Here is a 14250-nt window from a genome sequence, read left to right on the forward strand (position 1 = left end):
TTATGCAGAATAGTATACAACCCACTTGATTTATCAGAATATTTAGAACAAAATAAAATTTACGAAACAAGTTCGAGAGAGAGGGGTTGATTCGATGAAGCGAACAGGCTTGTACGATTCACGATTCGAAAAAGACGCATGTGGCATTGGGCTATATGTCAACCTAAATGGAGAGAAAAAACATGACATCGTCAGTAAATCGCTGTCGATGCTCTGTAAGCTAGAACACCGAGGCGGACAAGGCGTCATCGATGCCGGTGACGGCGCGGGAATCATGACCGAGCTGCCGCACGAACTGTTCCTTGAGACGATGAATTTGCCGACACCAGGTCGCTATGCCGTCGGAATGGTCTTTTTCCAACCGGATGAGTCGAGACTGCAGGATAAGCAACGTCAGATGGAAGCGATTGCCGACGAATTTGATTTCGCGACCATCGCCTGGCGCGAAGTCCCGGTCAATCCAAATGCGATCGGTGAGCATGCCCGCGTGACACAGCCGACCATCTACCAATGGTTCGTCTCGTGCCCGTTCGCAGACTATGACTCAAACGAGCGGACACTCTATCAGCTCCGGCGGACGATTGAAAAGACCGAAGCGTTGAACCTGTACATGCCGAGCTTGTCGACGAAGACGATTGTCTATAAAGGGATGCTCACGCCGGAACAAATCGAGCGCTTTTATCTCGATTTACAGGCGTCGTCCTTCAAGAGCACGTTCGGCATCGTCCATTCCCGCTTCTCGACGAACACGTTCCCGTCATGGGAGCGGGCGCATCCGAACCGCATGATCGTCCATAACGGGGAAATCAATACGCTCCGCGGAAACATCGATGCGATGCGGGCTCGTGAAGGCGTGACCTCGACCGATTTGTTCGAGGACGTCAATCAGCTGTTCCCGGTCCTTCAAGAGACGGGAAGCGACTCGTCGATGCTCGACAACGCCTTCGAGTTCTTCACACGCACCGGACGTTCCATCGCCCATACGGCGATGATGCTCATCCCTGAGCCGTTCGCGGAAGTAAAAATAGACCCGTTCAAAAAAGACTTCTATCAATATCATTCGTCGATCATGGAGCCTTGGGATGGGCCGACCGGTGTCGTCTTCACGGACGGCCGTCAAATCGGGGCCATCTTGGATCGAAACGGACTACGACCGATGCGCTATATCGAGACACTGGATGGTGAGCTCATTTTGTCGTCAGAGAGCGGCGTCATCCCGGTACAAGCCGAGAACGTGAAGTCGAAGCAACGACTCCGTCCTGGGCAGCTGTTATTAATCGACTTGGAGTCGAAACGACTCATCCCGGACGCGGAAATTAAACAGACGATCGCACGGGCCGAGCCGTACGGTAAATGGTTGAAGCAGATGACCGAACTCAGCGATGGACCGGTCGACGAGCCGTTCGTCGCCGACCTGCATCGAAAGCAGCGTGCGTTCGGATACACGAAAGAGGACATTGAACAATATCTCGTCCCGCTCATCCTCGAAAAAAAGGATCCAATCGGGTCGATGGGACATGACCAACCGGTCGCGGTGTTGTCTGAGCGGCCACGCTCTTTGTTCCATTACTTCAAACAGCACTTCGCCCAAGTCACGAACCCGCCGATCGATGCATTGCGTGAGAAAATCGTCACGGCGACATTCACATGGCTCGGGCCACAAGCGAACCCGGTCCATACCGGCCGTGGTCACGCCCGTCGCGTCTGGCTCAAGCACCCGTTCCTCGATGCGGTCGCACTCGAAAAAGTGAACGACACGTTGCGCGTCGAACGGGTCGATACGTCATATACACACGATTTGGAGGCTTCGTTAGAGGCGTTGTTCAGGCGAGTCGAGGCGCTCATCCGCGACGGTGCCGACGTCATCGTCTTGTCGGACCGAAACATGAATGAAGATATGCTCGCGATGCCAGCGCTCCTCGTATTGAGCGCCGTCCACCAGCACTTGATTCGCGTCGATCTACGGGCATCCTGCAGTCTCGTCTCTGAGAGCGGTGAAGTTCGCGAGGTCCATCAAGCGGCCGCCTTAATCGGTTACGGCGCCGACGCCGTCTATCCGTATCTCGCCTATGCGACAATCGCCGAGGCGGTCGAAGCCGGTCAACTTTCGTACTCGTTCGATGAGGCGGTCCGCCGCTATCAGACGGCCTCAGTCGATGGCATCGTGAAAATCATGTCGAAGATGGGCATCTCGACCGTACAAAGTTACCGCGGTGCCCAAATCTTCGAGGCGGTCGGCATCGACCGCGCCTTGATTGAACGCCATTTCCGTGGGACGACGTCACAGTTGTCCGGTGTCGGTTTCACCGAACTTGAAGACGAGTCGCGCCGGCAGCACGAATCCGCCTATAAGCGCGAGCGACCACTCGAGGCCGGGACCGACTTCCAGTGGCGCGCCGATGGGGAAGAGCACGCCTTCAATCCGAAGACGATTCACCTCTTACAACGAGCCTGCCGCGAGAACGAGCGCCGGTATTATGACGCCTACGTCAAGCTCCATGAGTCATCAGGTCAATTCTTGCGCCAATTGTTCGCATTTAAACAACAGGATGCAATTCCGCTCGACGAGGTCGAGTCGGTCGCATCGATCGTCAGTCGCTTCAAGACGGGAGCGATGTCGTTCGGATCTTTGTCAAAAGAGGCCCATGAGACACTCGCCATCGCCATGAACCGAATCGGCGGCAAGAGTAACTCAGGGGAAGGCGGGGAAGACCGGAAGCGGTTCACCCCTGACGAGGACGGCAGTGAACGCGTTAGTCGCATCAAGCAAGTCGCGAGTGGACGTTTCGGCGTGACGGCCGAATACTTGTATCACGCCGATGAGATTCAAATCAAGATGGCGCAAGGGGCGAAACCGGGTGAGGGCGGACAATTGCCTGGGAACAAAGTATATCCATGGGTCGCCGAAGTGCGCGGCTCCGTCCCAGGTGTCGGTCTCATCTCGCCACCACCACACCACGACATCTATTCGATTGAAGATTTAGCGCAACTCATCTTTGACTTGAAGCATGTCAATCCGAACGCGAAAATCAGCGTCAAACTCGTCTCGAAGTCAGGCGTCGGGACGATTGCAGCCGGTGTCGCCAAGGCGAACGCCGATACGATTGTCATCAGCGGTTATGACGGTGGGACAGGGGCGTCGCCGCGGACGTCAATCAAGCATACGGGACTCCCGTGGGAGCTCGGTCTGCTCGAGACGCACCAAACGCTCGCGTTGAACGGGCTTCGGGGCCGCGTCACGCTCGAGACTGACGGCAAACTCATGACCGGACGCGATATCGTCCTCGCCGCCATTTTCGGTGCCGAGGAATACGCATTCGCGACGGCACCGCTCGTCGTGCTCGGTTGCATCATGATGCGAGCGTGTCACCTCGATACGTGTCCTGTCGGTGTCGCGACCCAAGATCCGGCGTTGCGTGCGAAGTTCATGGGGAAACCCGAACATGTCGTCAACTTGATGACGTTTCTCGCCGAGGAAGTAAGGGAGATTTTAGCCTCGCTCGGAGCGACCTCGCTTCGTGACGTCATCGGTCGGACCGACTTGTTGGAGGAGAGTGCCTGGAAACAAGCTCATCCGAAAGCGAAGACGCTCGATTTGACGCCGATGTTGTCGATTCCGACGGCTTTGCCGGAGAAAGAGGAGTTGGCCCATCCGGCCTATCAGTCGTATGATCACCGCAAATTGATTCCAGCCGTCTCGCGTTCCATCAAATCGCTCCAACCGACGTTCTTCGTCGGACGTGTCCGCAATACGGACCGCGCCGTCGGAACGATGCTCGGTCATGAAGTGACGAAAGTGCATGGCAACGTCGGACTCGCCGAGGACACGATTTCACTCCGACTCAGCGGCTCGGCCGGACAAAGCCTTGGTGCCTTCTTGCCGAACGGGATCACTATCTCGGTTATCGGCGACGCCAACGACTATGTCGGGAAAGGCTTGAGCGGCGGAAAGCTCGCCGTCATCGCCGAGAAACATGCCCCGTTCGAAGAGAGTGAACAAGTCATCGCTGGGAACGTCTGTCTCTACGGGGCGACGTCCGGGATGGCGTTCTTCAACGGTCACGTCGGAGAACGGTTTGCCGTCCGTAACTCGGGTGCCGTCGCCGTGACCGAAGGGGTCGGTGACCATGGCTGTGAATATATGACCGGCGGCACGGTCGTCGTCCTCGGGGATGTCGGGCGTAACTTTGGGGCCGGGATGTCGGGCGGGGTCGCCTATCTGTACGGGGACCAAGCGTACGAACAGCTCGTCAACCAAGAACTCGTCTCGGTCGACCGTGAATTGACCGACGAGGATGCCGAACAGATTTATGCACTGCTCGAGATGCACCAGTTCCATACGGACAGTGTCAAAGCGAGAGCCGTGCTCGAGGCGTTCGAGCAAGAACGTAAACGTTTCGTCAAAATCGTGCCGCGTGACTATGCGAACGTGCTTGACGTCATGCGTCACATCGAGGCGACGCGTCCGGAATTGAGTGACGCCGACCGCGCCCTCGAACTATTCCGTGTCGTGACTGAAGGAGGGGGAGTATGAGACATAAATTTATCGATATCCCACGACAGACATTGCCGGAGCGTTCTGTCGTCGAACGGGTTCATGATTATAAAGAATACGCTTCCCGCATGGAAGACGGACCAATCGTCAAACAAGCCGAGCGCTGCATGGATTGCGGCACCCCGTTCTGTCACGTCGGGGACATGATCGGACAAGAGACGATCGGTTGTCCGATTCACAACTTGATTCCGGAGTGGAACAAGCTTGTCTCGGATCAAGATTGGTATCGGGCCTACGAGCGATTGATGGAGACGAACAACTTCCCAGAGTTCACGGGTCGTGTCTGTCCGGCGCCGTGTGAAGGCTCGTGTACGCTCGGCATCAGTGAGGACCCGGTCGCCATCAAATCGATCGAACGGACGATTATCGACCGGGCGTTCGAGGAAGGCTGGGTCAAACCTCGTCACGTCCAGAAACGGACCGGACGCCGTGTCGCCATCATCGGCAGCGGGCCGGCCGGGCTCGCGGCGGCCGATCAGTTGAATCAGCTCGGTCATGCGGTCACGATTTATGAGAAAGCGGATGAGGCGGGCGGCCTGTTGTTCTATGGCATCCCGAACATGAAGCTCGAGAAAGATGTCGTCCGGCGTCGTGTACGTCTACTCGAGGCGGAGGGGATCCGCTTCAAGACGGGCGTCAACGTCGGGACCGATGTGACGATCGAGTCACTCCGTCACACGTACGATGCCGTCATTCTCGCGACGGGCGCTCAAAAACAGCGGACGCTCGGCATCGATGGGGATGATGCCACAGGCGTTGAGCCGGCGATGGATTATTTGACCGAGTCGACGCGTACGCTCGGCGGGAAATCGCTCGACGCCCGATACGACGCGAACGGGAAAGACGTCATCGTCATCGGTGGCGGGGATACGGGCGCGGACTGTGTGGCGACGGCGATCCGTCAAGGGGCCAAGTCGGTGACACAGTTTGGGAAGCACCCGGAGAAAGGCATGTTCCGGGCACCGGAACGGCCATGGCCGCTCCAGCCGGACACGTTGTCGACCGATTACGCCTATGCGGAAGCAATCGAACACTTCGACCGTGACCCGCGTACGTATTTAATTCGTTCGAACCGGGTCATCAAACAAGGGGATCAGGTCGTCGGGATTGAGACGGAACGGATGGAGAAAATCGTCAAACCGGACGGACAGGCGACATTCTTCGTCGTCGACGGTTCGGTCGAGACGTATCCAGCCGATCTCGTGCTTGTCGCCATCGGATTCGAACGACCGGAACGTGAACTCCGGAAGGTCGGCATCGAGGCGAACCATGACTATACGTCGAACGTCGAAGGTGTGTTTGTCGCAGGGGATGCGAGACGGGGACAAAGTTTGATTGTTTGGGCGATCCGGGAAGGCCGCGAAGTCGCGGATACCGTCGACGGATACTTGAACACTTGTCAACAACAGCTAAAAACTTCATCATAAAAAGGAGCGACGCGATGTCGCTCCTTTTTTACATGGATATTTAGGAGGAGTTAGCAATGATTATCGAAATCCTCATGTATACCGGGATTTGGTTTTTACTCGTGCTCGTCTTACTCGGCACGATTTACGCGCGGCGTAACCGGAAGTGATTACAGTACCATGGCGGCAATCAAACCGAAGATGATGAGCGGGATATTGTAGTGAAGGAACGTCGGCCACACCGTCTCACGCAAGTGGTCGTGTTGACCGTCGGCGTTCAAGCCACTCGTCGGGCCAAGTGTCGAGTCACTCGCTGGGCTACCGGCGTCACCGAGCGCACCGGCCGTCCCGATGATGGCGATTGTCGCCTCGACCGAGAAACCGTACTGGATGCAAAGCGGGACGAAGATGGCCGCGATGATTGGAACCGTCGAGAAACTCGAACCGATGCCGAGCGTGATGACGAGTCCGACGAGGAGCATGACGAGTGCGGCGACAAATTGTGAGTCACCCATAATGCCGCTCGCACCACTGACGAGTGGTTCGATGGCACCGGTCGCGCGGATGACGGCGGCGAAACCGCTTGCTGCAATCATGACGAAGCCGATAAAGGCCATCATGCGCATGCCGCTCGTGAAGATGTCATCGGCCTCTGACCAAGGGATGAGGCGAAGTAACGTCAACAAGATGAGTCCTGTGACGGCCGAGGCGATCATCGACTCGGTTTGAAGCTGTACGACGAGCACGACGAGGATGACAGCGGCCGTGAGCCAAATCTTGAGCGGGCTCAACGTCCGGACCTCATAGTCGCTTGGTCCGAGTTGAATCGTCTCATACGAACGCGGCTTCCGATAGTGGAAGAAAGCAGTGATGAGACCGACGAGCATACCGAGGGCCGGGATGGCCATGATGCTGACGATGTTGACATCACCGACGGTCATGCCGTTCGTTTCCACGTTCGGCAGCAAAATCTCATTCAAGTAAATGCCACCGAATCCGACCGGGAGTAACATGTACGGGGTGACGAGACCGAATGTGAGAATCGTCGCCACGAGACGGCGGTCGAGCTTCAACTCGTTAAATAGCACGAGGAGCGGCGGGATGACGATTGGGATGAACGCGATGTGAATCGGTAGCGCGTTCTGCGAGCTGATTGCTAGTAATAAGAGGAACGATAGCAACAATGCCTTGACCCGGGTCACACTTTTGCCTGTGACGTCGCGGCCTGACATGCTGATTAACTTTTCAGCCAGGACGTCTGGGAGCCCTGTTTTTGATAGACCGACGGCAAATGCGCCGAGCAACGCGTAACTGAGGGCGATCGTCGCACCTCCGCCGAGCCCGTCACTGAAGGCGGTCAACGTCTCATTGAACCCGAGACCTCCGACCAGACCACCGACGACGGCGGCAAGGATGAGCGATAAGACGATGTGAACTCGACTGATCGCAAGAGCGAATAATACGATAACAGCTAATAAGACAGCATTCATCATTTCCAACACCTTTCATTCAAAACTCTTTCTCTTGTTATCACTTTAATATGATAAAGACTTTTGAAATTTAACATACGTGTTTCGGGTTGTCAAATCGATTGTTCAAAAAAAGCGATAACTCCGAAAAGTTATCGCTCGTTCGTCATCCTTCAACGTTATGGTATACCTGGCGCACGTCTTCGAGGTCTTCGAGGACGTCGAGTAGTTTTTCGAACTGTTCTTTCGACTCGTTGTCGAGGGCAATCTCGTTTTGTGGCAGCATCGTCAACTCGGCGACTTCAAACGTCTCGATGCCTGCTGCTTTGAAGGCAGTCTGGACGGCATGGAACGCTTCTGGTTCCGCATAGACGATCACCGTCTCATCTTCTTCGATGACGTCACGGACGTCGAGGTCGTGCTCCATCATGAGTTCGAGTACGTCGTCAGCAGACATGCCGTTGACACCGATGACAGCCGTCGCGTCGAACATGTAAGCGACTGACCCGCTGACACCCATGTTGCCGCCGTTTTTACCGAAAGCGGCGCGGACTTCAGACGCCGTCCGGTTGACGTTGTTCGTGAGCGTGTCGACGATGAGCATCGAGCCGTTCGGTCCGAATCCTTCATAGCGGAGCTCATCGAAGTTCTCTTCGTCGCCGCCCTTCGCTTTGTCGATGGCGCGGTCGATGATTGCGCGCGGGACGTTGTACGTCTTCGCTCGTTCGACGACGAACTTGAGTGCTTGGTTTGATTCTGGATCTGGTTCCCCTTGACGGGCGACTACGTAGATTTCACGGCCGAACTTCGCATAAATGCGACTCGTATTGGCGTCTTTTGACGCCTTTTTCTCTTTAATGTTGTTCCATTTACGACCCATTACATGTCATCTCTCTTTCCATTGTTCGATTGATTCATCCTCGATTATATAAGAAGACGTGGATGTTGACGAGCAAAAATCATCCCTCGCTTTTATCCATCTTCTCGACGATCTCCGTCAACGTCTTCAAACTGTCGATTAGGCGGTCCGTCTCTTCCTCGTTCAGAAACGCGAGACGGTCCTCGAACAGGCGACGGAACGAATCCCGACGCTCGCGGAGGACGAGTTCGCCCTTTTCGGTCAGTTGATTCCAGATGACACGACGATCGCGTTCGTCCGGGACGCGGGTGATGTAGCCCTCATCGACGAGCTTCGTGATGAGCGGCGTCACGTTCGGCGGGGCAATCGATAACGTCTCACTGATGTGTCCGTTCGTGACCGCGCCTTCATCTTCAATCAACATGAGGAGATGAAAGTGGGAAAAGTTTAAGTTTGGGATTTGCGGAAGGTCGGAACGACGTAATAACTTCCGGCGAATTAATGGGATCAGTTTCACGAACTGATCGGCTGCGTCTTGTCTCGGCATAATCATGTCACTTCCTAATTAGGTTCTTTCTTCATTATACACGACCGAGCGCAGGGTGGACGACCAATCCTCATCCCGTGACATTTTGCACAGCGCATTCGCCTCATCATGGACACAATGGATGTAAGCGTTTACATATCGCATATGCTTTATTTTCATGAAAACGCATTCGATTTTACTGAGCGTCATATGAAAAAGCAAGCCCTATCCTCATTCTCCTAAAAAATATTGTGAAAGAGTTCACATTGTTGTCACGCACAAAATGCAAGAAACGTTGTATTCTATGAATGTGAAGGAAAGCACAAACTCTTCTCAAACCAACTGATTGCCCCGTGCTCTCCATCAAGTCAACAGTATAAGCTCTCATTCATGAGGAGGAAACCAACATGGCAGTTAAAGAGAAAGCAGTAGTAGAAACATCAGCAGAACAGATGGTCGACACGCTCGTCACTAGAGCCCACACGGCGCTCGAGACATTGATGACGTTCGACCAAGAGAAAATCGATGCGATCGTTCAAGCGATGGCGTTAGCCGGTCTCGAACAACACGTCGCCCTCGCGAAACATGCATATGAAGAAACAGGTCGCGGTGTGTTTGAAGATAAAATGATCAAAAACATCTTTGCGACAGAATATATTTATAACTCACTCCGTGGCGAGAAGACGGTCGGCGTCATCGAAGACGATGAGCAAAACGGCATCACGTACATCGCGGAACCAGTCGGTGTCGTCGCCGGGGTCACACCGGTTACGAACCCGACATCAACGACGATGTTCAAAGCAATCATCGCCATCAAAACACGTAACCCGATCATCTTCGGTTTCCACCCGTCGGCACAACAGTGTTCAAGTGAAGCGGCACGCATCCTTCGTGACGCAGCCATCGAAGCGGGAGCTCCGGAACACTTGATCCAATGGGTTGAAAAACCGTCACTCGACGCGACGAAAGCGCTCATGAACCACCCAGGAGTCGCCATGGTCCTCGCAACTGGTGGAGCGGCGATGGTCAAATCAGCCTACTCGACTGGTAAACCAGCCCTTGGCGTCGGTCCTGGTAACGTTCCGGCCTACATCGACAAAACAGCAAAAGTAAAACGTGCCATCTCGGACGTCATCTTGTCGAAAACGTTCGATAACGGGATGATCTGTGCATCTGAACAAGCGATTATCGTCGACCAAGAAGTGTACGAAGAAGTGAAAGCCGAAATGACGGCGCTCGGTTGCTACTTCTGCTCACCAGAAGAGAAAGCAAAACTCGAGACACTCGTCATTAAAACAGACTCTTGTGCGGTCAACCCGGAAATCGTCGGGAAGCCTGCAGCCTGGATCGCCGAACGAGCTGGACTCACAGTCCCGGTCGATACGAAAATCTTGATCGCCGAACTCGAGACGGTCGGTGCGACAGAACTGCTCTCACATGAGAAACTCAGCCCAGTACTCGGAGCCTACAAAGTTCAATCGCGTGAAGAAGGTTTCGCCATCGCAGAGAAGATGCTCGAAATCGGTGGTCTCGGTCATACGGCAGCCATCCACTCGACTGACGACGACGCCATCCTCGCATTCGGACTCCGAATGAAAGCTTGCCGCATCATCGTCAACTCGCCAACGGCACACGGCGGGATCGGTGACCTCTATAACGAAATGACACCATCACTCACACTCGGTTGTGGGTCGTACGGTAAAAACTCCGTCTCTGAGAACGTGACGGCGAAACATCTACTCAACGTGAAAAAGGTGGCGAGACGTCGCGTGAACATGCAATGGTTTAAAGTCCCTGAAAAGATTTACTTTGAGAAAAACTCGGTCCAATACCTTCAATCGCTCACATCGAAAAAACGGGCGATGATCGTCACGGATGAAATGATGGTCAAACTCGGATTTGCTGATAAAGTCGTCAAAAACTTGCCGGCTGGCGTCGAGTACCGCATCTTCGACCAAGTTGAACCAGACCCGTCAGTTGAGACGGTCATGCGCGGTGCCGAAGCGATGCGTCACTTCCAACCAGATATGATTATCGCCCTCGGCGGTGGATCACCAATGGATGCCGCGAAAGGCATGTGGCTCTTCTACGAACGCCCAGAAGAGAAGTTCTCGAACCTTCGCCAAAAATTCATGGATATCCGCAAGCGGACATACAAATTCCCGACGCTCGGTAACAAGTCGATGTTCGTCGCCATCCCGACAACATCAGGTACGGGTTCTGAAGTGACACCGTTCACGGTCATCACGGATAAGAAACGCAACGTCAAATACCCGATCGCTGACTATGCGATCACACCGGACGTCGCCATCGTCGACCCTGAGTTCGTCATGACGGTCCCAGCTTCAATCACGGCTGATACAGGAATGGACGTGTTGACACACGCCATCGAAGCGTACGTTTCGGTCATGGCAAACGACTATACGGATGGACTCGCGCTTCGTTCGATGAAGATGATCTTCGATTACCTCCCGAAAGCGTATGAGAACGGCAGTGACGCCGAAGCACGTCAGAAAGTCCACAACGCATCGACAATGGCTGGTATGGCGTTCGCGAACGCGTTCCTCGGTATCAACCACTCGATCGCACACAAAATCGGTGGCGAGTTCCATGTCCCACACGGACGGACGAACGCGATCCTCATGCCGCACGTCATCCGCTATAACGCGACACGCCCATCGAAACTCGCGGCGTTCCCGAAATATGAGTCATTCATCGCCGACGAGCGTTACGCTGAAATCGCGCGCTACCTCGGACTTCCAGCCAGCACGACGGAAGAAGGCGTCGAGTCGCTCATCCAAGCGATCATCGAGCTCGGTCAGCGCTTGAACATCAAACTCTCGTTCAAAGCCCAAGGCATCAAGAAAGCGGACCTCGACGCGAAAGTCGACAAGATGGCAGTCGACGCGTTCGAAGACCAATGTACGACGGCTAACCCGAAAATGCCGCTCGTTGAAGAATTGAAAGAGATTATGTACGCTGCTTACGAAGGCGTATAAGTCTTGCACCAATCAAACGGTTTCCCTCATTCAGAGGGAAGCCGTTTTTTTGTGAAAAGAAATATACAATTGTCAGATCACTTAATATAATAGGATAATACAACCATTTATTGGTGAGTAATTTTGATGGAGATACGCAGATGACAATTATGTACAGCTTACTGTCGGCACTATTTACCGTTTTTCTTTATTTCAATCCGCTTTCATCAACAAGTCCTTATGAAACGGCTGAATATTTTGCGTCACAAGATCGGGATGCAGATAGTTATGATAGTTTTGAGTTTTTTGACACATTTGGTACAGAGCTAGAAGTGAGTGCGAAGCGTGTCGTCCATTACGTGGAGCGCTCTACTTATTGGACGGACATTTATCTAGGCGACGATTATTTTGAAGGATACTCGAGCATGGCGCTCGAACAGGAGATCAAAGGTGAACTTTTACATATGAACTGGGATGACCCCATCGAACAAGTGGAAGGCAAAGTGATTGTGTTGCCGATGACAGACACTTCTCTCGAAAAGTCGCATACGGCCTATACGTCAGATTATTACGGGGTCATCGATAATGATGAAGCGGCCAACCGTTACTTAGGTAAACTCGCTGAAGCAGGGGCAGCCGGTTACGTCATTACACCGCATCCAAATGAACCGGATGAGAGCGGCTTCGTGATTGTTTCCTATACATTACCGATTGGGGGTACCGGAGTCGATGGAGAGGCGGCCGAAGCTTTTCGTGATGGCGAAATGATTGTCATCGAACCGTACCGCGAAGAAATACCGTATATAGAGTATGTTCAACAAGGGGAAGGGGATGAAGAAATTGTCATCATGTCTCGCCTTGACGCTTCGTGGAAAGGGGATCATGTCCTCTCAAGCGTTAGTGGGTCTTCCGTCCTTTATCATTTATTAGAAAAGATGGACGGTGTGAAAACCGATGCCACAATCCGCTACGTTTTTTTTAATGGTAGTGGGTTTGGAGAAGAGGCAAGTGATGACTATCTCGCTCAATTGAAAGAGCGTCAACCATCGGTAAAGACGATTCTGCAGTTAGATGCCATGGGAACGGGCGACGACCCACTTTACATTCGAACGATTGGGATGAAACGCCACTCCTTTTTAGAGACAGAACCGTTCGACGCACTTGATGTGACGATATTAGGCAGTTCAAGTCTGGACAGCTACGGAGAAGCTGACTTACCTCTAGCCGTCCTGAGCGATTCGCGGTTGGCGGTTTATGACTTGCATACTGAATACGATAATCTAGATCGTCTATCCAATGAAGTGATGGAAGAGCAAGTTGAATGGCTGAAGCAGTGGCTGATCACTCAATGAAACGATTTTCCCCGAGACGTTCCTAATAAGAACGTCTTTTCTTTACGGATAAACACTCGTCCTCTCTTAAATACTTCGGTATGATGAAAGGGGAGGCGATACGATGGAACGACAACTGAACGTGACAACGAATTATGGACAACTGGCCGGTACGTGGATGACCCACGGCGAGCCCCGAAAGACGGTCGTCCTGCTCAGCGGGAGCGGGCCGAGCGACAGGGACGGCAATTTGGGACCATCCCAATTCGGCACATATAAAAAACTGGCCGAGGCGCTCTTTAAAATGGGTGTCAACGTCTATCGGTATGACAAACAAGGCATCGGTGAATCGGACGGTGATTTCAATAAAGTCGGGCTGCACGACCTGGTGACAGATGCGATCACCGTCGTCAACGCCATCGAACAGGAGCCGGACGCAGGGGACATGTATGTGCTCGGCCACAGCGAAGGGGCCGTCATCGCCCCGGCGGTCCAGCTCGAGACGAACGCGGCCGGACTGATTCTTCTCGCCGGATTCAACGATTCCTCGAAGAAGATGTTTTTGCTGCAAGCCGACGCACTTGCAACTGAAGTCGGTTCGGTGAAAGGACTCAAGGGCGTGTTCTATCGATTGACCGGCGTCCCGAAGAAGATTCGTCAGCGCCAAGACGATTTGCTCGAACGGTCACTGCGGACGAATGTCGCCGCTTTCAAGTACCGCGGCCAAGTCGTCAACGCCAAGTGGATTCGCGAACATGCATCCTATGACGTCCGGGAGCGGCTCGAACATGTGCGTGTTCCCGTGCTCGCCCTGACCGGCGACCGCGACGTCCAAGTCCCACCGGAGCACGTCCATTCGATTCGGACGAAAGGGGACGTCGACAGCCACATCATCCACGACATGAACCACTTGCTCGTCGAACGGACGAGTCCGCACGCGCTCCTCACGTTGCATAAGGAATATCGGGACGCCATTGAGGGGCCGCTTCATCCCGAACTCATCCGTCGCTTGAACGATTGGTTGTTGAAACGATAATGAACTGTCAAAAACGGTCACTAAGTGACCGTTTTTTATGTTATAATTGTGACAACGTTAAAAAAGATGAATGTTTTTGAATGTTTATGA

The 14250-nt window shown here is 53.6% G+C and carries 8 protein-coding genes; 5 read left to right on the forward strand and 3 right to left on the reverse strand.

Features of this window, described 5'->3' with window-relative positions:
• Positions 1-94: 94 nt before the first annotated feature.
• Positions 95-4534 (forward strand): glutamate synthase large subunit, encoded by a 4440-nt coding sequence (gltB, locus tag KNP84_RS08135; RefSeq protein ID WP_215114584.1) that lies wholly within the window; start codon positions 95-97, stop codon positions 4532-4534.
• Positions 4531-5982, forward strand: a complete 1452-nt coding sequence (locus KNP84_RS08140) for a glutamate synthase subunit beta (RefSeq protein WP_215114585.1) — start codon at positions 4531-4533, stop codon at positions 5980-5982. The genes gltB and KNP84_RS08140 overlap by 4 nt, the downstream gene beginning before the upstream one ends.
• A 149-nt stretch (positions 5983-6131) precedes the next feature.
• On the opposite strand, the gene KNP84_RS08145 is transcribed toward KNP84_RS08140, so the two are convergent.
• From KNP84_RS08145 to KNP84_RS08155, 3 genes are all read right to left on the reverse strand, one after another.
• Positions 6132-7451 carry a Na+/H+ antiporter family protein gene (locus tag KNP84_RS08145; protein ID WP_021067326.1) on the reverse strand — a complete coding sequence of 440 codons (1320 nt, stop codon included), beginning with the start codon at positions 7449-7451 and terminating at the stop codon, positions 6132-6134.
• A gap of 145 nt (positions 7452-7596) precedes the next feature.
• Positions 7597-8310, reverse strand: coding sequence for a YebC/PmpR family DNA-binding transcriptional regulator (locus tag KNP84_RS08150; protein WP_215114586.1), 714 nt, complete (start codon positions 8308-8310; stop codon positions 7597-7599).
• Positions 8311-8389: 79 nt separating this feature from the next.
• Positions 8390-8842 (reverse strand): MarR family winged helix-turn-helix transcriptional regulator, encoded by a 453-nt coding sequence (locus KNP84_RS08155; RefSeq protein ID WP_251131181.1) that lies wholly within the window; start codon positions 8840-8842, stop codon positions 8390-8392.
• A 380-nt stretch (positions 8843-9222) separates the two neighbouring features.
• Between KNP84_RS08155 and adhE the strand changes: the two genes are divergently transcribed.
• The 3 genes from adhE (at position 9223) to KNP84_RS08170 (ending at position 14160) form a co-directional block, all read left to right on the forward strand.
• Positions 9223-11814 carry a bifunctional acetaldehyde-CoA/alcohol dehydrogenase gene (gene adhE / locus KNP84_RS08160; protein ID WP_215114587.1) on the forward strand — a complete coding sequence of 864 codons (2592 nt, stop codon included), beginning with the start codon at positions 9223-9225 and terminating at the stop codon, positions 11812-11814.
• 140 nt (positions 11815-11954) lie between these two features.
• The gene (locus tag KNP84_RS08165; protein WP_215114588.1) at positions 11955-13145 is read left to right on the forward strand and encodes a zinc-binding metallopeptidase family protein; all 1191 of its coding nucleotides are present in this window, start codon (positions 11955-11957) and stop codon (positions 13143-13145) included.
• A gap of 103 nt (positions 13146-13248) precedes the next feature.
• Positions 13249-14160 carry an alpha/beta hydrolase gene (locus tag KNP84_RS08170; RefSeq protein ID WP_215114589.1) on the forward strand — a complete coding sequence of 304 codons (912 nt, stop codon included), beginning with the start codon at positions 13249-13251 and terminating at the stop codon, positions 14158-14160.
• The last annotated feature ends 90 nt before the right edge of the window (positions 14161-14250 follow it).

It is taken from the genome of Exiguobacterium sp. s70, from assembly GCF_018618315.1.
Lineage (GTDB): Bacteria > Bacillota > Bacilli > Exiguobacteriales > Exiguobacteriaceae > Exiguobacterium > Exiguobacterium chiriqhucha.

What these genes read in the sequence shown, in the direction of transcription:
- KNP84_RS08170 (WP_215114589.1), top strand. Translation starts at nt 13,249, where the DNA reads ATGGAACGACAACTGAACGTGACAACGAATTATGGACAACTGGCCGGT.
- KNP84_RS08150 (WP_215114586.1), bottom strand. Translation starts at nt 8,310, where the DNA reads ATGGGTCGTAAATGGAACAACATTAAAGAGAAAAAGGCGTCAAAAGAC.
- gltB (WP_215114584.1), top strand. Translation starts at nt 95, where the DNA reads ATGAAGCGAACAGGCTTGTACGATTCACGATTCGAAAAAGACGCATGT.
- adhE (WP_215114587.1), top strand. Translation starts at nt 9,223, where the DNA reads ATGGCAGTTAAAGAGAAAGCAGTAGTAGAAACATCAGCAGAACAGATG.
- KNP84_RS08140 (WP_215114585.1), top strand. Translation starts at nt 4,531, where the DNA reads ATGAGACATAAATTTATCGATATCCCACGACAGACATTGCCGGAGCGT.
- KNP84_RS08155 (WP_251131181.1), bottom strand. Translation starts at nt 8,842, where the DNA reads ATGATTATGCCGAGACAAGACGCAGCCGATCAGTTCGTGAAACTGATC.
- KNP84_RS08165 (WP_215114588.1), top strand. Translation starts at nt 11,955, where the DNA reads ATGACAATTATGTACAGCTTACTGTCGGCACTATTTACCGTTTTTCTT.
- KNP84_RS08145 (WP_021067326.1), bottom strand. Translation starts at nt 7,451, where the DNA reads ATGAATGCTGTCTTATTAGCTGTTATCGTATTATTCGCTCTTGCGATC.